Origin of the sequence: Oceanobacillus caeni (genome assembly GCF_042678465.1) — a bacterium.
Taxonomy (GTDB): domain Bacteria; phylum Bacillota; class Bacilli; order Bacillales; family Amphibacillaceae; genus Oceanobacillus; species Oceanobacillus caeni.
The window spans coordinates 1-21,248 of record NZ_JBHTKV010000036.1 but is presented as its reverse complement, the minus strand read 5'-3'; the positions used below and the strand labels follow the sequence as shown (position 1 = coordinate 21,248).

Sequence of the window (21,248 nt, the reverse complement as noted above, 5' to 3'; positions counted from 1 at the left end):
ACGTTACTAAGCGGTCGCTTTCGCTTTTCCTTAATCATTATCCAAATGCTGTACTTGATATAAATTATAATAACTTCCTTGTCTTTCCATTAATTCATCATGTGACCCAATCTCCACAATTTCTCCGTTTTCAATAACAACAATTCGATCGGCATGAGTGATTGTTGCCAAACGATGCGCCACAATAAATGTTGTTCTGTCAGATGCTAATTTTTCCATTGTTTCTTGGATAAGATGTTCACTTTCCAAATCTAATGCAGAAGTCGCTTCATCAAAAATGAGGATAGGTGGATTTTTTAAGAACACGCGCGCTATTGCGACACGCTGCTTTTGCCCACCAGATAACTTGACGCCACGCTCTCCTACAAGTGTATCGTAACCTTGGGGTAGATTCATAATAAACTCATGGGCGTTCGCTGCCTTTGCTGCAGCAATAACTTCTTCGTCGGTTGCATCAGGATTCCCCATACGGATATTAACAGCAATAGATTCACTGAATAAAATATTATCTTGCAACACCATTCCAATGTTGTTTCTTAATGAACGCGCATTGACATCACGAACATCGATACCATCTACTTTAATGGAGCCCTCTGTTACATCATAAAATCGAGGTATTAAACTTACAATGGTAGATTTTCCTCCACCACTCATTCCGACAAACGCAATAGTTTCCCCTTTTTCTACATGAAGGGATACATTTTTTAATACAACATTGTCTTCTTCATCATAACGGAAAGATACATTTTCGATATCAATATTTCCTTCCACTCGTCCCAATTCTTTAGCATTTTCTTTATCCTTAATATCGTATTCTTCATTCATAAACTCCATCACACGATCAATCGATGCAATTGCTTGAACAAGCTGTGTTGATGAATTCATTAATCTTCTTAATGGACTGTATACCCTTTCTAAATATCCAACAAATGCCACTAATGTCCCAACACTAATATTTCCTACAATTACTTGATAACCACCAAATGCAACAACTAAAAGTGGTGCTAAATCGGTAATCGTATTCGTCACTGCAAAAGTTTTCGCATTCCAATCAACTTGCTTCATGGCTCGATTTAAGAATTCATCATTTCTTTTTCCAAATTGTCCTTGTTCATATTCTTCAAGGGCAAAACTTCGGATTACAGGAATCCCCTGTACTCTCTCATGTAAATGACCTTGTACTTCCGCTAATGCTTGTGACCTGTCACGGGTTAATTGTCGTAGTTTCCCGTAAAAGTATTTAATCGAAAAACCAAATATAGGAAAGAGAATAATAGATACTATAGTCATCTCAATATCCATTGTCATCATAATTCCAATGGCGATTAAGATTGTAATAAGGTCTAACCAAACGTTCATTAATCCAGTTACTACGAAGATTTTTGTTTGTTCGACATCATTTATCACCCGGGAAATAATTTCCCCGGTTTTTGTCTTAGAATAGTATTTCAAACTAAGTTTTTGTATGTGGTCAAACAACTTGTCCCTTATATCATATAGGATTCTATTCCCCACCCATTGACCAAAATATTGTCGAAAATATTCAATTGGCGGCCTTACAATAAGGAAAATTAAGAAAGCAATCCCCATTAACCAAGCTAATTCTGTTATTTTTTCTGCATTTGTCATATCTGTAGGAGTAATTATATCATCGACTACATATTTTAATATTAGTGGCATTAAGAGAGGAATACCGAATTTAATGATTCCTATAATAATAGTCCAAAATATTTTCCAAATATAAGGTCTTACAAATTGCATATATTGTCTTATAGGACTCATGTTTTCAAACTTCCTTTTTTACATGATATTTTATGACCAAAAGCGCAAGCGCCCGTTTAGTGACGTATAGACTGGACTGAGCCGTAGGAGATAAAGGAAACACGGTAAGCGTAAGCGAGCCGATGTTGACTTATCGTACGGAGGTGAAGGAAGTCTACTAGTCACTGGGCGCTGGAGCTGGACGTGGCCTTTCTGATGATAAGCTTTAATAAGCTAACTTTTTATACTTTCCTACCTGCTAAAAAATGCGGCATTTACCAGACCTTTAGGTAAACGCCTAAATTGAAAAAATTTTATGTTTTTCAATCCACTTCAATAGAAAAACCTTGTTACCTTATGTAACAAGGAATTTTATCCCACCTCAAACTTCTGGGAAACAAAGAAGATGGGCGGGAGATGAAGGAGAACCCCCACTGATAGAAGTCTTCTTTATTATCTACTCGATGATTAGCCACCACCTAAGCGACAATTTTCTTCCGACCGAAAGTTGGTAGTACTTATTAGGACTCTACTTGCTCCCCGCCCCATTTACCATTTTGGTTACACACGATTTTGAGGTGAGGGTTGCAAGTTAAAGCCATGATAATTTACCGATATGTTAAGAATCTTTCATACCAATTATCAATAAAATCTGGTGAGAATGGACCTTTTCGTTGCCGAACCCATCTTAGTAAGTACTCCATATTATTTCGCAATATTTGATCTAACACTTCTGGATAATTCATTAGTCTCCTATGTTCTTCGTATTCATCTTCATCAAGAAGATCGTACGTCATATCGGGATACACTTTTACATCTAAATCATAATCAATATACTTTAATCCTTCATCATCATAAACAAATGGTGAGCTTATATTGCAGTAATAGTATATACCATCATTTCGAATCATTCCGATTATATTAAACCAATATTTAGCATGGAAATAACAAATAGCCGGTTCCCTAGTAATCCAAGACCTTCCATCACTTTCAATGACAGGTGTTTTATCATTGGCCCCAATCACAACCAATTCATTTCCCTTTAAAACTAAGGTATTCTGCCAAACTCTATGTAGTTGCCCATTATGTTTATAGCTTTGAATTTTCATTTTAGACCCTGCATTAGGAGCAACCATAGTATTCTCCCTTTCTAATTTCCAATAATCCTTGCATACATTATATAGATAAAAGAAATAAAGATAAAGTATTACGACCAGAAATAGAAAAAGAGCACCCTATGTGAATAGAGTACTCTTTTTTCTTAGGAAGGAATTTATTTATTTTTTGTTTTGTTGGGACTTTTGGTTTTGCTTTCTTACTTCTTGAGCATTTGTTTCAGAAGCAAACTCTGTACCAAATTGTCCAGAACCTTGTGCTGCTTGTTGGTTTTGTTTTCTTACTTCCTGAGCATTTGTTTCAGAAGCAAACTCTGTACCAAATTGTCCAGAACCTTGTGCTGCTTGTTGGTTTTGTTTTCTTACTTCCTGAGCATTTGTTTCAGAAGCAAATTCTGTACCAAATTGTCCAGAACCTTGTGCAGATTGTTGATTTTGTTGTCTCACTTCCTGAACGTTAGTACCAGCAGCTGTCTTTTTAGGATTTTTAGCCATCAATATCACCTCCGCACTACTTAATTTGTCCAAGAATTCTTTTGTTATCCATTTATTTTTAAATATTTATAACCATCATTGGAAAGAAGTCCCGCGGTAATTTAAGCTGATTATACACAAATTAGTAATGATCGGAATTTTTATAGGGGGAAAAAACATGGATACTCTTAGAGATTTTTCCGAGCTTACAATGATGAGTAAAAAGAAGTGGAAAGATGAAGAATTAGACTATTATCAACAGGCCCTGTCCCAAGTTTTACCATATATTAACTCAGAAGGATTGTCCAAATTACACGAAATAAATGAGGAAATGTATAGTAGAAATTTAAATAATGACGTGTAGATAAGTTTGTAGAGGGCTTAGGTATTTCTAAGCCCTCAAGAATTAGTTTTGTTAAATGGCTTTTCACAATAACCATCTACAAAAATTTCATCATTTTCTGATGTGACACAGGAAATGGGAATTCCTCTATTTCCTCTTTTGAAACAAATTTCAATCGTGAATCTTTTACTTTTTCATTAACAGTTACTGCTTCATAAATACTTAAATCCCATTTAATATGGGAAAAAACATGTGTCAAATGATCTATTTTATCTTTAACACGAACAGAAACACCATATTCCTTTTGTACCCATTCAGCAGCTCCCTCTAATCCAACTTCTTTCAACGAAATCATTGGGAATTGCCAGAGGTTTGCTAGCAAACCTTCATTTAGTCGCTTCTCAATCAAATATTCATCCTTATTATTTTTAACTAATAATACCATATAGGAAAGTGTTTTTTGCTTTTTAGCCTTTGTCTTTATTGGTAATTCTTCTTGTACTCCCTCTGCAAAAGCCTGGCAATACTCTCCAACTGGACAAAATAAACAAGCGGGTGATTTTGGGGTACAAATGGTTGCACCTAAATCCATGATTGCTTGATTAAAGGAAGAAGGATCTTCTTTTGAAATAACTTCCCGTACTAACTCCTCAAACTTTTTCCTTGTTTTCAATTGTGCGATATCATCTTCTATCTTGAACACGCGAGAAAAAACACGCATAACGTTTCCATCCACTGCTGGTTCTGGCAGGTCATATGCGATGGATAGAATTGCCCCTTTCGTATACGGTCCTATTCCTTTTAATGAGCCTAATTCTTTGGGGTTATCCGGAACTTTCCCATCATACGTTTCTACAACTTCTTTCACCGCAGACTGTAAATTCCTTGCACGTGAATAATAACCTAGCCCTTCCCATGTTTTTAAAACTTCTTGTTCATCCGCTTTTGCCAATTCATACACCGTTGGAAATTTTTCCATAAACTTTTGAAAATATGGAATAACTGTATCCACTTTAGTTTGTTGAAGCATGATTTCAGAAACCCATACTTTATAAGGATCTTGATCTTGTCGCCAAGGTAAATCTCGCTTATTCTCGTAATACCAGTCAAGTAAATCATACTGAAATCCAAAACTGTTAAAGTTTTTTAAAATTTGTGTTATCATAATGACACTTCCTTTATGGTACAATAAAAAATATAAATAAAAATTTTCATTGAGGTAAAAGTAAACATAGTGATACTTTTTAAGCGAGAGGAGGATATTTGAACTTGGATACAGCAACGCACATAGTAATGGGAATTTCATTAGGTGGTTTAGCAACAATTGATCCAGTAGTTCATAATGATGCAACCCTATTTTACGCTGTTTTAACTGGTACAATCATAGGTTCACATGCCCCTGATTTTGATACCATTTTTAAACTAAAAAATAATGCGACGTATATTCGTCATCATCGTGGGGCATCCCATTCGCTCCCAGCTATCGTACTATGGGGATTAATCGTGTCCGGATTAATTTACATGTTTGTTCCAGAAGTAAGCTATCTTCATCTCTGGTTTTGGACAGCACTAGCTGTTATTATACATGTATTTGTTGATTTATTTAATGCATATGGAACCCAAGCATTCCGGCCGTTCTCTAACAAATGGATTGCACTTGGATTTATCAATACATTTGACCCTTACCTCTTCTTAATTCACCTTGGAGGTATTGGTGCTTGGATGTTAGGTGCACATCCGGGATATACATGGTTATCCATTTATACCGTAATTGTTTTATATTACATCAAACGCTACATGGATAAAAGAGAAATTGTTAGAGAAATAAAAGATTATATTCCAAACACAATCGAAATTGCCACTTCTCCAACATTAAAGCAAAACTTCTGGCGTGTCGCCATCACCACGGAAGATAAGTTTTATGTAGCCACCGTTGAAAATGGGCATATCGAAATTGTGGATGAATTTAATAAAATTCCGTTACCCGAATCACCAATTATTGAAAAAGCATTTGAAGACAGAAATGTCGCTTCTTTCTTAAATTTCTCTCCTGTTTACCGTTGGGAAATTAATGAATTTGATCAATACACAGAAGTTCGCTTTATAGATTTACGCTATCGTTCAAAAGAATATTATCCCTTTGTTGCAATCGTACAAATCGATCGTAACATGGAAATCATCGGTTCTTATACAGGTTGGATATTCTCGGAACATAAGTTACGTAATAAACTTGTTATTGAAGACAACCTTGTATAGTACAAAAAGACCAATTTCAGAAACTGGAATTGGTCTTTTTCATTAGTCGGTCACTTTTTTTCCAAGCAATGAAATTGGAATTGCTTCTTCTTTTTCATATACTTCTTTTAGTAAGTTTACTCGATGACCCCATGCAAAAACTCCATTAATATAATTGATTTTAAACGTAAATCCCGGATCCATTTTTAACTCATATTCTTCGTTTGAACCAAAGTCATCTGGATTCATTGTATAGGCCAGCGCAACTTGCATTTTTCTTTCATTTATTTGTACTTCTGATATGTTTCCGAGCTGCTCCGCTTTCTGAGCCTTTTCTTTCAACTTACCTATTTCTTTATATAACTCTTCAACCGAGTAATCACTATATCTATAATTCATCCCTCTTCCCCCTTACACCTTTATTTTACACCGGTTTCTAAAAAAGAGAAACTTATTTAGTAGGAGTCCCCTTCCAGAAATTCAGCCAAATAACGATTTATGTACTCCACCTGAAATCCTTTACGATACATTGCTTCTTTTAGCTTTTGCTGTAGTATGAATCCTTCATACTTTTTACTATATTTCCGTAATAGCTTATCTCCTTGATATACAATGGCATCCCATTCCGCTTCCTTGTCTTCTCCTTCATTCATTTGGGATATGGCATCTGAAATAACAGCCTGGCTAAACCCTTTTTGGAGTAGGTTTGCCTGAAGTTTTTGAATTTGTTGCTTATAGGATTCTCGCTTGCCGGCATTTATTTTTTTCTCCAACATTTTGGATACCTTCTCGAACTGTGCTTCATAAGGATATAAATGAATAGCCTCCTCCGCAATCGCACTAGTAACTCCTTTTTCTATTAATTCCTTTTTAATAAGTAAAGGTCCTTTACTTGACGTATTCATCCGCGTCCTGACAAACATTTCCGCAAAAAGTTTATCATCAAGTAATTTTTCTTTTATTAATCGTTCCATAATGATCGTTATTTGTTCAGGAATGACTTCTTTTTTCGCTAAATATTCCCGCATTTCCTTTTTTGTCCGCATACGATAGCTTAAAAAATGAATCGCCAGTGTATAGGATTTTTGAATGGAGTCCTTTTCCAACAACATTTCAATCATGGAATCACTCATTTCCAATCCTTTACGAAGATTAAATTCAACTAAAACGGCCTCATCTACACTAAATGCATATTCTTCCTGATCCCCATCCGTTAGAAAAATATTATATCTGTTCTTTGTCCGCTTCTGCGTTGTAATCTTAGCTATTTTTTTCATGGCACACTATCCCCCTATTCTTCATATATTAACATGGAAGTTTATCTATCTATAAGCAATTGTATTATATTTCTTTAGGAAAAAATTTCATACAAAATAAACAAAAAAACCATTTCTTTTTTAAGAAAAACATTGTAGAATGAAACTACCAAATGACGAAAGAGATGAAATTTAAACCAACCGTTTATCCCACTAAACGAGCAGTAAGACTCTCGCCTCAAGCTTCTAGGGAAACAAAGAAGGCAGATGGGAGTCTGGCTGCCCGTAAAGGTCTCATAAGTACGACTAGTCATCAGTGGTGGATGAAAGTAACCCCCCACTTATGAAAGTCTTCTTTATCGGGAATGAAATATTAATTTGAAATTAAATAGGGAAGGCAAATGGTGCGCCACCAGTTTTTACTGGTTCTAGTGGGTTCGATTCCCACCCCGAATTTTTGTTGAAATCTAAAATAAAAATTCGAGGGTGGGTCACTCACACAATCCTTATGCCTTTTCGCGTTAGGACAGTACCCACCTGGAATGAGGAGGGTATTTTTTATGTTAAAAACTCGTGATCTACATGAAGTTCCTGTTTTATTTGAATTAATGTCGCATCCGGAAGTTTTCCCATACGTAAGGCATAAAGCCTATTCTGTAGATGAATTCTACTTTATGACAAAGAAAATGATGGAAGATGAAGAAAATGGAAAGTTAATTTCACGAACCATTCTTGACGAGTACCAACAACCAATTGGAACAATCAATCTTTTTGATATAGAAGATAATTTTGGTTTCTTAGCAACATGGATTGGGAAACCGTATTTCGGAAAAGGATATAATAAACCGGCCAAAGAGAACTTTTTCGATGAATTATTTTTCTCTAATCAAATTGAGGGAATCTTCATGAAGGTGAGAAGAACAAATACCCGCTCCTTAAAAGCCGCATTGAAGTTACCTTATGTTGCACTTGCCAATACAACGTATCCGGAAGTATATCAAAAAGTAAATAAAACGGAAGACATTTATGATTTATTCGTCATTACAAAAGAACATTATCTTTCCTATAAACAATTTGCGTCAGTTGAATCAGCCTCTACTGGAGAAGAAGTTTCTTAGAAGAGGTTGGGACAAAAATGTTTTATCAAAAGGGAAATCCGAACTTTACAGAAGTTATGGAGTAGATAAACCGCTACGGAAATATACTTCGCTTTCCGCGGGCGGCTGGTGAGCCTCCTCGTGCTAACGCACTGCGGGGTCTCACCCAGGCCTTTTTCCCCGCAGGAGTCTACGTATATTTCCTCCACTAATTTTGTAGGATTGTTCGTCTTTTGAGTTAAACATTTCGTTATGTCCCATCCTCTTTCTTTTGCTAAAAATAATGATTTTTCCAACTATATGTAAACATGAATAATCTCCTAACCAATGGGTAAACTATATTTAAAAAGTGAGGGATGACTTATGCCAAAGCATAGATCCGAACACCGCGGCAAAATACTGAATAGTACACAAGAAGTTCTTTACCAAAAGGAATTTAAGCGTGCAGATCGTATTTATAACCAATTATCTCAAAAAGGAAACCGAGGCTAATTTGCTTCGGTTTTTCTTATTACTCCGTTTATTAACATTATTATGCATAACTGATTTGGAAACGGGCAGTAAGACTACCACCTTAAGCTTTCCGACGGGAGATCAACTATTGCCCTTTCGATGCATCTGTTATTGGTTTCTACCTTATTTCAAAAAACTTTTGAAATAATTTAAAACTCTTTATCCACCATATTGCTTTTACCTCCTGCAAAATCTATACTTAGGATGGGGAGGTTTGATAGTATGGTAATGGTACTGTCTATAATCACTGTAATCACTGTAATAATAGCACTTATCGCAACTATGTATATTTTTAAACAAGAAGAAAATAAAGCAAAAAGATATGAAGCAGAAGGCCAAACAGCCGCGAACGAGCTAAAACGCTCTCACGAATATGAAACAAAGTCCGTATCTTATAATATAAAAAACCTATCTTGGATTTATGTATTAATGATTCTCCTATCCTTTATCGGCTTAGCTATTTATATGTACAATTTATAGAACCAAAGGCGGAAGCGCCCGTTTAGCAACGTACAAACTGGAACACTACGCAATGAGATAAAGGAAACACGGTGAGGTACGAGCCGATGTTGACTTTCACCACAAGGGTATAAGTGCGACTAAGCCTCTAGTTTCACCAATCGGCAAGTCTTCTTTATCGTAGTGGAGGAGTGTGAAGTTTGGGACTGCGCTAACACTCGCCCCACCAAAAAGATCTGCTAGTTGCTGGGCGCTGGAGCCGGACGTGGCCTTTCTTAAGACAAGAAATATTAAGAATTTATACATTCCCAACACAAAATAAAGCGAAGCACATGCTCCGCTTTATTTTGTGTTGATAATGGTAATCCTTCTTGTAAATAAATAGGATAATGCGTAAAGTACTATTCCTATACCAAACAATTGTAAGAAAAACATTAAATCTAAATCAGAGAGTAATCGAGCGAAGAAATCAAACACCGACCCTTTAGCTATTCCTAGCAGAAGAAGAACTACTAATATTGCAGCAACACTTCCGCCTCCAAGTAATCCTGTATTATAGAAAAGTAAACCAAACAAAAACATGATTGTTAGTAATAAAAACATAACTGCTGTATCAACCATGATTCTATTTAACCAAGTATCACTAACAAATTCTGCCAAATGTATAAAGTTAAACGTACTAATCCCCGCTGCTTCCGTAAATGCTACGGTAATCGATTGTAAAGTACTACTTACTACCGCCTTAACAAATGCAATTCCTAGAAAAAATAAACCAGTCGCAATAAACAAATTTCTCCTTGTAGCTCCCATTTTTAACGCAAATGGAATACCTTCTTTTACAGTTAAGAAGCCTAAGAACATGCAGTAAAAATAAGTTGCGTTTGGAAAACCGAAGTAAAATACTGCATCCTCTACCCCTAATAAAAAGTAAGAGATACTAAGCGATAATACTAAAACTCCAAATAAGATACTCCAAAAAATTGTTAATGAAAAACGAATATCCGTTACAAAGAAATATAATAACCCCTTTAATTGTTTACCCATGAACTACGCCCCTCTTTTCTTTTCCGTTAAATGAATCATTAATTCTTGTATTGGAATTCCTTCCACTTGAAGCCCGCTTTGTTTAGCCTCTTCTGCATTTCCATATACATAAGCGGTCATCATTCCTACAAGTTGTTTCGAATCCAAGATGTCTTTCCCTGTTATAAATCGTTCTACTTCTTCTATCGTTCCTGACACAGCGTACGTATTTCTTCTTAGTGCATCAGCCTCTTCTTTTAGTACAAGTGACCCTTCGCTTAAGATTAAAACTTCTTCAAACATTAAACTAACTTCATCGATTAAATGTGTAGAGAAAATAATGGTTCTTTTTTCCGTTTGATATTCTTCGAGTAAAATTTCGTAGAATCTTTTTCTTGAGGGTGCGTCCAGTCCAATATATGGTTCATCAAAAATCGTTATCGGTGCTTTACTCGCTAAACCAACAATAATTCCTAAAGCCGACTCCATTCCTTTCGATAATGCTTTAACTTTAGTATTTAAATGTAAATGATATTCCTTCAGCATATAATCTGCTAATTCCTGATCCCAATTCGGATAAAAGTAAGAGTATATCTTTAGGACGTTTCTTACCTTTAAATCTTTCTTAAAGTTATTTCCCTCTTTAATTAAACAAATCGATTCTGTCAAACGTTGATTATCGAATGGATTTTCCCCATCAATTAAAATCTCTCCACCACTTGCTAATATTTGACCAGATAATATGTTCATGAATGTTGTTTTTCCTGCTCCATTTCTGCCAAGTAAACCATAAATCTTCGGCTCATCTAAAGTAAACGAAACATTCTCTAACGCTACTTTATCCCGATACTTTTTCGTTAAATTTTTTACTTCAATTTTCATTCGTTGTCCTCCCTTTGTACCATTTCAATTAATTCATCCGTACTCATCCTTAATTTGTGAGCTTCCATTTTTAACGGCAGCATATAGCTTTCATAAAACAGTTTCTTTCGCTTTTCAATTAAAATTTCTTTAGCATTTTCCGTAACAAACATTCCAACACCCCTTCTTTTATAAAGAATCTCTTCTGCAACTAGTTCATTAATGCCTTTACCAGCAGTGGCTGGATTAATATTATAAAACTTTGCAAATTCATTTGTAGAAGGCGCACGATTTCCTGCTTTCAGATTCCCATCTATAATGGAGTCTTCGATTTGTTCTTTAATTTGAAGGAATATTGGTTTATTATCATCTAGTGTATTTTTCATTTTACGCTCCTTCGTTAATCGGTTAATTACTTATGCAACCAACTATAAACCCAATCAAGATGTTTGTCAACTTAATTTTCGGAAAATAATAAAAATTCCTATTAAGGTTTGAAAACTAATTATATTCATAGAACGTATTATATTAATACATATAAAAACTGCACCTACATTGGCTAAAACAATGTAGGTGCAGTTCTTATACCGGATATCTTATTAAATTATCTGTCGGGTCTCTACTCGGAAAAATAAAAAACCTTTTCCCATTTGTCCTTATAATAATATCTCCAAAAGACGCCGTAGAATAAACATTTGCTTCTATTCGGTCTAAATTTTCTACCACTCGTTCAACAGGATGGCCATAATCATTATCAACACTAAAGGTTAAAATAGCGATTTGCGGATTTACTTCTCGTAAAAATTCAAGCGATGTACTAGTATCAGATCCATGATGGGCCACTTTCATGATTTCCGATTGAATATCATACTTTTCCATTAATTTTTTTTCTTGTTTTATTGTTGCATCACCCATAAATAGAAAATCCATTTCATTGTAAGTCATCTTTAATACAATGGAAGACTCGTTATTGGATTGGTCCTTTTGATAGGCATTTAACACTTGAATGGTTAAATCTGAATCAAGCTGAATACGTTGATTAGGTTTTGCAACTTTCTTCGGAATTCCTTGTTTACGAATTTCAGCAGCGTATTTTGCAAAAGCTCTAGTTAGGTGGATTTTGCCTGTATCAAGAATCTGCTTTACTTCAAAAGATTTCATTACATGTATAAGTCCACCTATATGATCGTAATCTGGATGAGTTGCAATTAATAAATCTATTTTCTCTATCTTTTGTTTCTTTAAGTAGGATACAACCTTATTCCCGGCTTTCGGAAGTCCACCATCAATAAGGATTGTTTTATCATTAGGTGTTTCCACCAAAATACTATCCCCTTGACCTACATCAATAAAATGCACTTCCATAAATGGAGGTGCCTCAGCATTGATATTAGGTGGCACTACAGTTATAAAAAATAAAATAAAAGTAAGAGCTACATTTAGTTTCTTCATAAATCCACCCTTTTTATCAAGTTTTGGTCTTATTAGTTTGGCTAAAAAAGGGTGAATTATGATTGCTTTCAGATGGCGCTATATGTAAAAAATCCCACCAACCTAAGTTAGTGGGATTAGAAGATTATTTATTACTTACTACGATTTCTCCATCGGCAACATCAACTTTTACATGATCAACTTTCTCTTCTTCTAAGATTAAATCAGTAAGTTGGTCTTCAATTTTATCTTGGATAACTCTACGTAAAGGTCTTGCACCAAATCGTACATCGTATCCAAGTCGTACAAGTTCTTGTTTAGCTTCTTGTGTAATATCAATTTTAATATTATTTTCCTCGATTGTTTTCTCTAATTCATGAAGCATTAGATCCACAATTTCTAATAAATTATCTTCCGTTAATTCATTGAACTTGATAATAGCATCAAATCGGTTTAAGAATTCTGGTTTGAAGTAATTGCTAAGTGTTTCTAGTGTTGAAACAGATTCATGTTTTGCTTGATTAAAACCAACACTAACCTCTTTCACACCAGTACCAGCATTACTTGTCATGATGATAACTGTTTCCTTAAAGTTAACAGTACGACCTTGTGAATCCGTTAAATGACCATCTTCTATGATTTGTAGGAACATATTTTGTACGTCTGGATGTGCTTTTTCAATTTCATCTAAGAGAATAATGGAATATGGATTGTGACGTACTCGTTCCGTTAATTGACCTGCTTCTTCATGACCTACATATCCTGGAGGTGAACCAATAAGTTTAGACACGGAATGTTTTTCCATATACTCACTCATATCAAGTCTGATAAGTGCATCACGAGTACCAAACAATTCTTCTGCTAAAGCTTTGGTCAATTCCGTTTTACCTACCCCAGTCGGTCCAACAAATAAGAAGGAGCCAATTGGACGATATTTGGATTTCAATCCCGCACGACTTCGACGGATAGCTTTTGCAACTTTTTGCACTGCTTCGTCTTGTCCAATAACCTTTTTACTGAGGTTATCGCTTAAAGCTTTCATTTTTTGTTGTTCATCGGATTGCATTTTTGTTACAGGAATACCTGTTTTTTCTTCTACAATCAATTGGATATCTGATACATCAACATCGATAACTTTTTCTTTGTCATCTGCTTTTTCCAATTGTTTTTGTAGTTGAATTTCTTGATAGCGTAAGTTTGCAGCACGTTCATAATCTTCTTTTTCAGCCGCTTCTTGTTTTTCTTTAACAACTTCATCTAGACGAGCTTTAATAGTTTTGGAATCCCCTTGCGAATTCCTTAAATTCAAACGGGAACCTACTTCATCCATTAAGTCTATCGCTTTATCTGGTAAGAAACGATCTTGGATATAACGATTAGATAACGTTACGAACGCTTCGATCACTTTATCGGAATAGCGTACTTCATGGAATTTTTCATAACGGTCTTTAATTCCATTTAAAATTTTGATTGCATCTTCTAAAGAAGGTTCTTTTACAATAATAGGTTGTAGACGACGTTCTAATGCTGCGTCTTTTTCAATTTGACGGTATTCTTTTAGAGTTGTTGCACCAATTAATTGTAATTCACCACGTGCTAATGCTGGTTTTAAAAGGTTACCTGCGTCCATTTGTGAATTTTCTGCAGTTCCAGCACCTACTAATAAATGAATTTCATCAATAAATACAATCACATCATTACGTGTTTTCAATTCTTCTATTAGTTTTTTCATTCTTTCTTCAAATTGACCACGAATACCAGTGTTGGCAACTAATGATGCAACATCAAGCATATAAATTTCTTTATTTAACAATTTAGTAGGTACATTTCCTTCTACAATCTTGAGAGCTAATCCTTCTGCGATTGCCGTTTTACCTACCCCTGGTTCCCCAATTAGTACAGGGTTATTTTTATTTCTTCTATTTAAAGTTTCAATAACACGTTTAATTTCAATATCACGACCAATTACTGGATCAATTTCACCAGCTCTTGCGGAATCAGTTAAGTTTTTACCTAATTGATCGATAAGGCCTTTTCTCTTTGTAGTTTGTTGTTGTGTTTTTGTTGTAATAAAGCCTTGATTTTGACCATTTCCTTGATTAAAGAAATTAGAAAAAACTTCTGCATTACCTAATGGGAAACCGGAGAAAAAGTCAGATTGATTAAACATTTGACTTTGAATTTCTTGAAAACATTCATTGCAAAGGTGTAATTCCATCTTTTGATTGTTCATTTGCATTGTTGCATTAATGTTCGCTTCATTTACACCACATTTTTGACATTTCATCGTTCCCATTCCTCCTTGAAATAAAAAGATTTTTAAGATCATAAAGCCATTTTTGACTTTGACTATCTTTGACCTTATGACTTCATTATACTCTGACCTTTTTTGACTTTCAAGGGTTTTGATCAAATTTTTTTATCCTTTTCTTAACGTTACGCTGTTATTCAATCTGAAGCTGAATCACTTCCTATTTAGACCAAAAGCTTATGAGTGACCGTTTGACGATTCGGCTGCTTCATTCGGGCACTCATTTACCTTATGAGTGACTATTTGACGATTGGATTGCCTCATTCGGGCACTCATTCATCTTATGAGTGACTATTTGACGATTGGATTGCCTCATTCGGGCACTCATTTACCTTATGAGTGACCGTTTGACGATTTGGTTGCTTCATTCGGGCACTCATTTACCTTATGAGTGACAATTCGTTGGTTATTTTTCTGTATAAAAAAAGCTTGGATAAAATCCAAACTTTTCTTCTATTCAATACTCCTCCATAATGTTAAGGAAGCATAACTACGGTAAGGATACCATTCCTGACTTATTTCCTCTAATACTTCTTTTGTCGGCTTTTGATCCATCGCCAAGAATTTTTTCACTGCATTTTGAATCCCGATATCAGCTTTTGGAAATTGATCTTCCCTTCCTAAGCCAAACATAAGCCAGTTTTCGGCTGTCCACCTACCAACTCCACGAATTTTAATCAGTTCCGATAAAATCTCTTCGTCCGCTTTCCCTTTTAATTCGTTCAAATCTAATTTCCCTTCTGCAATCAATCTCGATGTATCAATCACATACTCCGCTTTTCTTCCACTAAATTGCAGCTCACGCAAATCTTCTACTTTTATACTCGCTATTCTCTCAGGAGTCGGATAGAACCATACACCCTCAACTTGTTCTCCGTAGCGCTCCACAAAACGAGTAGATAGGACATAAGCAAATTTCATATTTAATTGTTGGTGAATGATTGTTTTCATCAAACTATAGTAAAGGTCAAATTCTCTTACAATTGGAGTTCCGGGATATTGATTAAAAAGTGAAACCAAATTAGTACCAATAAAATGATTTTTAATTTTAGCTAAATCTTTCTTCCATTGAAATAAATCAACTATAAATTCTAAGATTTCATTTTTTCTTTTAGCATCTTTACTTTTTACAATAAAACGAGGCTGTTTCGTTGATCCAATTGCTTGAACATGGATAATATGTTTTTCATTCCCCATAACAAAAGGAATAGAAACGAATCTTTCCTCTATTTGAACTGATGCAAGTGGATCGAATGAGATACGATATAAAGAATAATCAAAATCATAAATGGTATTTAATTTTATTTCTTCTTCCCACATTCTATATGTCCCCTTTTTCCCTAGAATACAAAATCTAACGAAAAAAAGCGAGGTAAACATACCCGCTCTAAAATCCAGGAAACCCATCCGGCAACATATTCTTAACTACTAGATCGTCTAAGTTTTTAAATTCATAACCTTCTTTTTTCAAATCTTGAATGATTTTTTCTAAAGCTTGCGCGTTATCAGAAGATACGGCATGAAGTAAGATGATAGCCCCTGGGTGGATTTGTTCCATCACACTATCATAGGCATATTGCCAGCCTTTTTGATTGGATGTATTCCAGTCTTTAAATGTAAGGGACCAGAATACATGGGTAAGGCCTAGTTCGTTCGCCCATTTTAGCGTTCTTTCATTAAACATCCCACGTGGAGGGCGTAAAAATTTAATTTCTTTTTGATCTGTCACTTCAGCCACCGCTGCTTCTAGTGTCTTTAATTCCTCCGTCATCGATTCCTTACTAACAATCGTAAAATCTGGATGGTGGAAAGAATGATTTCCTACTATATGACCTTCGTTTACCATTCTCTTTACCAAATCCGGAGAACTTTTAACATAGTGACCTGTTACAAAAAAAGTCGCTGGAACCTTTTCTTTTTTTAATACATCAAGTATTTCATCTGTATAACCCTCTTCATAACCATTATCGAACGTTAAGTATACGACCTTATCCCCTGAAAGATCTGCATAATAAGCACCGTACTTATCCAACATTTCTTGGTATTTACCAATATCCGGAACTTTATGATCTTTATTCTTCTGATATCCCCATCCGTATCCACTTGCTTCTATTTGTACTGGATTCGCCCATGCAAGGAAAAAGGCAAGAGAAAGAATAATCGTTGTGAAAACATGTTTTTTCATAACAACCCACCTACTATTTTTCTCTTACCTTTCCTCAAATCAAATTAAATTATTCTAAAGTATAAGGGATGCAATCCACCCAAAAACAAACAACGGAATATTAAAATGAATAAACGTCGGAACAACCGTATCCCACATATGATTATGGTTTCCATCCGCATTCAGCCCTGATGTTGGACCTAATGTACTATCGGATGCTGGTGAACCTGCATCCCCTAATGCACCTGCAGTACCAATTAAAGCTGTTATAGCTAATGGTGAGAAGCCAGCCGCTAAACAAATCGGTACATATAACGAAGCTAAAATAGGTACCGTTCCGAAAGAAGTGCCAATTCCCAGTGTGATTAATAAACCTACTAATAGTAATACAAAAGCAATAACTGCTTTATTATCTCCTATCATACTAGAAGATGCTTCAACTAAAGCGGAAACCGCACCTGTTTCTTGTATGACAGTAGCAAATCCTGATGCGGATAACATAACAAACGCAATGAATCCCATCATTTTAATACCATCTGAAATAACTTGATCTCCCTTTTTAAACGGAATAACAAAAAATAAAAACATACAGATTAGTCCAGCTAATGCTCCTAAAATCAAGTTACTTGTCACAATCTGTACAACGAAAGCGGCAAGGATGGAAATTATAGTTAGCACATGTTCTTTATTAAATGTTACATTCTGATCGTCTGCTTCACCTATTATAGTTCCTGTACCACCTGCTCCTTCTACAGCATCTCGACCTTTTCGGTACGTAATAAATATAGCAATGAATAAACCTGCTACCATTCCAAGACCAGGGATAATCATCGCTAGTACAATATCTCCCATTTGTATAGTTAACCCAGCATCAACCATTGCATTATAAATCGTCTCATGGAATAAAAGACCAAATCCAGCCGGTATCATCATATATGGAGTTGTCAGGCCAAAAGTTAAGGCAACAGCTACCGCTCGCCGATCCAATCGCATAGAATCAAATAATTTTAATAATGGCGGAATTAATATTGGAATAAAGGCAATGTGAACCGGAATTAAATTTTGCGATAAACATGCTACGCCCGCAATTACAAGTAGTAACATCGTTTTCTTCCCAGTTAATACACGGATTAAGAATTTAACAAGTAAACCGGTAATCCCTGTATAACTTATCGTAACTGCAAAAGCCCCTAATAAAATGTAGCTTAATGCAGTACTAGATTGACCACCCATTCCACTAACAAATAAATCAATTGAATCTACTATTGAAAATCCTGACATCAATCCTGCAGAAATAGCAGCAGCAATAATGGCTATTATAACGTTCACACGTAATAAACTAAGAACTAACATGACTAGTACGGATATAACGACTACCCATTCCATTTTTACTTCACCTCAAATTTTTCCTTACTCTTTAATACTTCATCATGATAAAGCATTAAAGAGAATAAATCAACCCTTTTTAATGAAAAAATAACCCTGATTGATAACCAGGGTTTCTAACACTATTTAATTTGAAATGAAAAGGAAACATGATCCTGAATCGGAATCCAGCCTCCGATACCTTGTTTCGTTACATTCTTAATGATTAAACCTTTATTACTACCTTTTAACTGAACATATACTTCCCCAAAGGTTACTTGTCCCTTTTCATTGACCGCGGGCGCGAAAGCATTCAATACACCAAATTTTTCTGCAGGAATATTATAGGAATTTTCCTTTTTTGTATTTTTACCAATGATGGTTTGGTAAGATAGTGGTAATTTTGTTTTTTCCTTCGTTGCTAAAAGCATCATTTTTTTTACATCATCTGGATTTTTTATTTTGTTTGTTAAAGCACCTTTAATTTCCTTTTGTTCTTGTTGAACATAATTCATCACCTGGTTAGCATCCCCACCAAGATTGTTTAGTTCATTTGTATTAATTTTTTGATATTCCCAGTTTATATTTGTTTCTAGTGACTCATAATTTAATGGCCAACGTCCCAAATAAATCATTCCCCGGTAACCAATTGCAACTGGAGATGGGTCTAAAGTGGATTCATTCAACATTTTTATTAAATCCGGATTTTTTATCGGGATGTCTGTTCCCTCCATTAATTCTTTTGTTAATTCACTAGGCTCAATAACTTCCTGATTTTCTGTCGTATTTGGATACGTATTTTCTTTGGAAATATCTAATACGTGGCTAGGAATTTCAAAAGGATCTTTACTCTTTTTAGCATCTTTTTGTTCTTCAGCGGAGCTTAGAATCGGAAAGATTAATGCATAAAGGCAAGCCATTAGTATAGTAAGTTTTCTTCCCTTCATTTCAGTTTCATCCTTTCATTTTTCCCTAGTTTTTTCTTATAGGATAAAAATATACGTGACTGAAATTAAATATTAAAATAAGACCAAATCACTCAAGATTTGGTCTTGTAAAAGGGTATAAAAATTCAGCTTAATAAATCTCGCCATAAGGAAGACCATGTCAAGGACAGGCGACAGGGCGCTTCCGCTTTTGTTCATTAAACATACTTACTATAATGACTTTCTAATCTTTCCTGGATGTAACCAATTAAGATACATATAGGCCAATAAATAAGCGCAACTAATATATACATCGTCATGGCATCAAACTCTCTACCGGCAACGATTTGTGTTTTTTGAAAAAGCTCCGGTACAGTGATGACAGCTGCTAATGATGTTGCCTTCACAACATCCATAAACACATTGGTTAGAGGCGGAACCGCTATACGAACAGCCTGGGGCAAAATAATCGATCGTAATGTCGTTCCGTAACTTAACCCTAATGACCTAGCAGCTTCCCATTGCCCTTGATCTACAGAGCTTAAAGAGGAACGATTGATTTCAGCGATATAAGCAGCACTATTTAAGCCGAACCCTAATATAGCTGCACTAATTGCATTTAATTTCATCCCTACAACTGGTAATCCAAAATATAAAATAAATAAGAAAACAAGCATCGGAGTTCCTCTCATAAATGATATATATAAACGTGCGGGCCAGCGTAACCCCCTCATATTTGAACCTCTAGCAAGCGCTAAAAATAGACCAAGGACTAACCCAATTCCCATTCCTACTACCGAAATTAGAATCGTCATGGGTAATCCTTCTAAAACAAAAGGCAAACTCCGTATCGCTAGTTCTACATCAAATAATCCTTCAAAATCAAAGCCATTCACATTCATTGTACTCTCCTTACAGATCTAACCCTTCAATTTCCTCAATTTCTCCCTCTGGTTTTTGGGAGGCATCTTCTTTGTAAAATTGATTTGCTAATTTCGATAATGTTCCGTCTTCACGCATTTCTTTTAAGGCTTTATTAATTTCTTCTGTAACTCGATCTGCATCTTTAGGTAAAATAACACCTTGTTCTGTTGGGTGGAACTTCAATGTCGGATGTAAATGAATATCGAAGTCAGGGAATGCTGCTACACCAAATTTAGTTAAGAAGTAATCGTTTATAACAACATCCGTTCTACCGTTATCTACATCTCTTAAATATGCCTCATTTGGTGCATTTCCGTATGTAACTACTTCCGCTCCGAAACGTTCTGCAATTTGACTATAAATCGTAGTTGCTCCACCACCAGCTTTTTTTCCTTTTAAATCTTCCAATGATTCAATTCCAGAATTATCTTCTTTTCTTACTGCCATCGTTGTATAAGAATACTTATATGGTTCACTAAAATTAAATTCTTCTTTTCGTTTATCTGTAATTTCAATGTCATTCGCTGCCATATCGATTCTTCCACTCTTAATTGCTGGAAGCATACTATCGATTCCCATTATTTCAAAAGAAACATCTAACCCTAAGCGCTTACCGACTTCACGCATTATTTCAACATCATAACCTGTTAAATTTTCATCCTCATCATAATAAGAAGAAGCAATTAAAGTTCCGGATGTCCCAACAACTATTTTTCCCGTATCTTGAATTTTCTCCCAGACCTTATCATCAGACGCCTTCTCTGTATCACCACAGGCTGATAAAATGGTAATACACAGAACGAACAACAAAACTAAACTACCTTTAATTTTATTCATCCTAATCTCCCCTTTGTTATAATTTATTATCCGAATTACATTGTAACAGCATCAACATAGTTAATCCACAAAATCAGAACAAAAGCGCTAACGCGCCTTATCACGTCCCAAGTGAGAATTAATCACTTGGGATATTTCTCGCTTCTAACATGG

At 35.2% G+C, this 21,248-nt stretch carries 22 protein-coding genes; 5 read left to right on the top strand and 17 right to left on the bottom strand.

All coding sequences use genetic code 11. The annotated features are described in order from the left end of the window. Positions 1–30: 30 nt before the first annotated feature. From ACFQ18_RS16510 to ACFQ18_RS16500, 3 genes are all read right to left on the bottom strand, one after another. The gene (locus tag ACFQ18_RS16510) at positions 31–1,782 is read right to left on the bottom strand and encodes an ABC transporter ATP-binding protein (protein ID WP_047185692.1); all 1,752 of its coding nucleotides are present in this window, start codon (positions 1,780–1,782) and stop codon (positions 31–33) included. 587 nt (positions 1,783–2,369) lie between these two features. Then, positions 2,370–2,897, bottom strand: a complete 528-nt coding sequence (gene ntdP / locus ACFQ18_RS16505; RefSeq protein WP_047185693.1) for a nucleoside tri-diphosphate phosphatase — start codon at positions 2,895–2,897, stop codon at positions 2,370–2,372. 141 nt (positions 2,898–3,038) lie between these two features. Next, positions 3,039–3,371: a gamma-type small acid-soluble spore protein gene (locus tag ACFQ18_RS16500; protein WP_083452642.1), complete on the bottom strand. Its 333-nt coding sequence runs from the start codon at positions 3,369–3,371 to the stop codon at positions 3,039–3,041. A 157-nt stretch (positions 3,372–3,528) separates the two neighbouring features. Between ACFQ18_RS16500 and ACFQ18_RS16495 the strand changes: the two genes are divergently transcribed. Continuing rightward, the gene (locus ACFQ18_RS16495) at positions 3,529–3,714 is read left to right on the top strand and encodes a hypothetical protein (RefSeq protein ID WP_060669227.1); all 186 of its coding nucleotides are present in this window, start codon (positions 3,529–3,531) and stop codon (positions 3,712–3,714) included. A gap of 76 nt (positions 3,715–3,790) precedes the next feature. On the opposite strand, the gene mutY is transcribed toward ACFQ18_RS16495, so the two are convergent. Then, on the bottom strand, positions 3,791–4,858 hold the full coding sequence (gene mutY, locus ACFQ18_RS16490; RefSeq protein ID WP_060669226.1) for an A/G-specific adenine glycosylase: 1,068 nt from the start codon (positions 4,856–4,858) through the stop codon (positions 3,791–3,793). Between the two features lie 104 nt (positions 4,859–4,962). Between mutY and ACFQ18_RS16485 the strand changes: the two genes are divergently transcribed. Further along, positions 4,963–5,949, top strand: coding sequence for a metal-dependent hydrolase (locus ACFQ18_RS16485; RefSeq protein ID WP_204798697.1), 987 nt, complete (start codon positions 4,963–4,965; stop codon positions 5,947–5,949). Between the two features lie 42 nt (positions 5,950–5,991). Here ACFQ18_RS16485 and ACFQ18_RS16480 read toward each other — a convergent pair whose 3' ends face one another. After that, complete coding sequence (locus ACFQ18_RS16480; protein ID WP_047185697.1) at positions 5,992–6,327, bottom strand: YfhH family protein; 336 nt, start codon at positions 6,325–6,327, stop codon at positions 5,992–5,994. 56 nt (positions 6,328–6,383) lie between these two features. Beyond that, positions 6,384–7,205 (bottom strand): recombination regulator RecX, encoded by an 822-nt coding sequence (gene recX / locus ACFQ18_RS16475; protein ID WP_047185698.1) that lies wholly within the window; start codon positions 7,203–7,205, stop codon positions 6,384–6,386. A 539-nt stretch (positions 7,206–7,744) separates the two neighbouring features. Between recX and ACFQ18_RS16470 the strand changes: the two genes are divergently transcribed. The 3 genes from ACFQ18_RS16470 (at position 7,745) to ACFQ18_RS16460 (ending at position 9,274) form a co-directional block, all read left to right on the top strand. Next, positions 7,745–8,302 (top strand): GNAT family N-acetyltransferase, encoded by a 558-nt coding sequence (locus tag ACFQ18_RS16470; RefSeq protein WP_047185699.1) that lies wholly within the window; start codon positions 7,745–7,747, stop codon positions 8,300–8,302. Between the two features lie 342 nt (positions 8,303–8,644). Beyond that, positions 8,645–8,773: a YfhE family protein gene (locus ACFQ18_RS16465; RefSeq protein ID WP_111014475.1), complete on the top strand. Its 129-nt coding sequence runs from the start codon at positions 8,645–8,647 to the stop codon at positions 8,771–8,773. Between the two features lie 243 nt (positions 8,774–9,016). After that, complete coding sequence (locus ACFQ18_RS16460; protein WP_204798696.1) at positions 9,017–9,274, top strand: hypothetical protein; 258 nt, start codon at positions 9,017–9,019, stop codon at positions 9,272–9,274. Between the two features lie 321 nt (positions 9,275–9,595). On the opposite strand, the gene ACFQ18_RS16455 is transcribed toward ACFQ18_RS16460, so the two are convergent. The 11 genes from ACFQ18_RS16455 to ACFQ18_RS16405 form a co-directional block, all read right to left on the bottom strand. After that, on the bottom strand, positions 9,596–10,297 hold the full coding sequence (locus ACFQ18_RS16455; RefSeq protein WP_204798695.1) for a hypothetical protein: 702 nt from the start codon (positions 10,295–10,297) through the stop codon (positions 9,596–9,598). A 3-nt stretch (positions 10,298–10,300) separates the two neighbouring features. Further along, positions 10,301–11,158, bottom strand: coding sequence for an ABC transporter ATP-binding protein (locus ACFQ18_RS16450; protein WP_204798694.1), 858 nt, complete (start codon positions 11,156–11,158; stop codon positions 10,301–10,303). Next, positions 11,155–11,523, bottom strand: a complete 369-nt coding sequence (locus tag ACFQ18_RS16445) for a GntR family transcriptional regulator (protein ID WP_204798693.1) — start codon at positions 11,521–11,523, stop codon at positions 11,155–11,157. The genes ACFQ18_RS16450 and ACFQ18_RS16445 overlap by 4 nt, the downstream gene beginning before the upstream one ends. 196 nt (positions 11,524–11,719) lie before the next feature. Next, on the bottom strand, positions 11,720–12,589 hold the full coding sequence (locus ACFQ18_RS16440) for a ComEC/Rec2 family competence protein (protein ID WP_204798692.1): 870 nt from the start codon (positions 12,587–12,589) through the stop codon (positions 11,720–11,722). Between the two features lie 124 nt (positions 12,590–12,713). Beyond that, positions 12,714–14,855, bottom strand: coding sequence for an AAA family ATPase (locus tag ACFQ18_RS16435; RefSeq protein WP_204798691.1), 2,142 nt, complete (start codon positions 14,853–14,855; stop codon positions 12,714–12,716). Positions 14,856–15,332: 477 nt separating this feature from the next. Beyond that, complete coding sequence (locus ACFQ18_RS16430) at positions 15,333–16,199, bottom strand: DNA-3-methyladenine glycosylase family protein (RefSeq protein WP_047185702.1); 867 nt, start codon at positions 16,197–16,199, stop codon at positions 15,333–15,335. Positions 16,200–16,266: 67 nt separating this feature from the next. Then, a complete protein-coding gene (pdaA, locus tag ACFQ18_RS16425) occupies positions 16,267–17,064 on the bottom strand; it encodes a delta-lactam-biosynthetic de-N-acetylase (RefSeq protein ID WP_047185703.1) in 798 nt (265 codons plus the stop codon). Between the two features lie 54 nt (positions 17,065–17,118). Then, positions 17,119–18,429 carry a Na+/H+ antiporter family protein gene (locus ACFQ18_RS16420; protein ID WP_047185704.1) on the bottom strand — a complete coding sequence of 437 codons (1,311 nt, stop codon included), beginning with the start codon at positions 18,427–18,429 and terminating at the stop codon, positions 17,119–17,121. A gap of 122 nt (positions 18,430–18,551) precedes the next feature. Then, on the bottom strand, positions 18,552–19,355 hold the full coding sequence (locus tag ACFQ18_RS16415) for a YfkD famly protein (RefSeq protein ID WP_047185705.1): 804 nt from the start codon (positions 19,353–19,355) through the stop codon (positions 18,552–18,554). Positions 19,356–19,552: 197 nt separating this feature from the next. Then, the gene (locus tag ACFQ18_RS16410) at positions 19,553–20,236 is read right to left on the bottom strand and encodes an amino acid ABC transporter permease (protein ID WP_047185706.1); all 684 of its coding nucleotides are present in this window, start codon (positions 20,234–20,236) and stop codon (positions 19,553–19,555) included. A gap of 10 nt (positions 20,237–20,246) precedes the next feature. Next, positions 20,247–21,095, bottom strand: a complete 849-nt coding sequence (locus tag ACFQ18_RS16405; RefSeq protein WP_204798690.1) for a transporter substrate-binding domain-containing protein — start codon at positions 21,093–21,095, stop codon at positions 20,247–20,249. Positions 21,096–21,248: the final 153 nt, after the last annotated feature.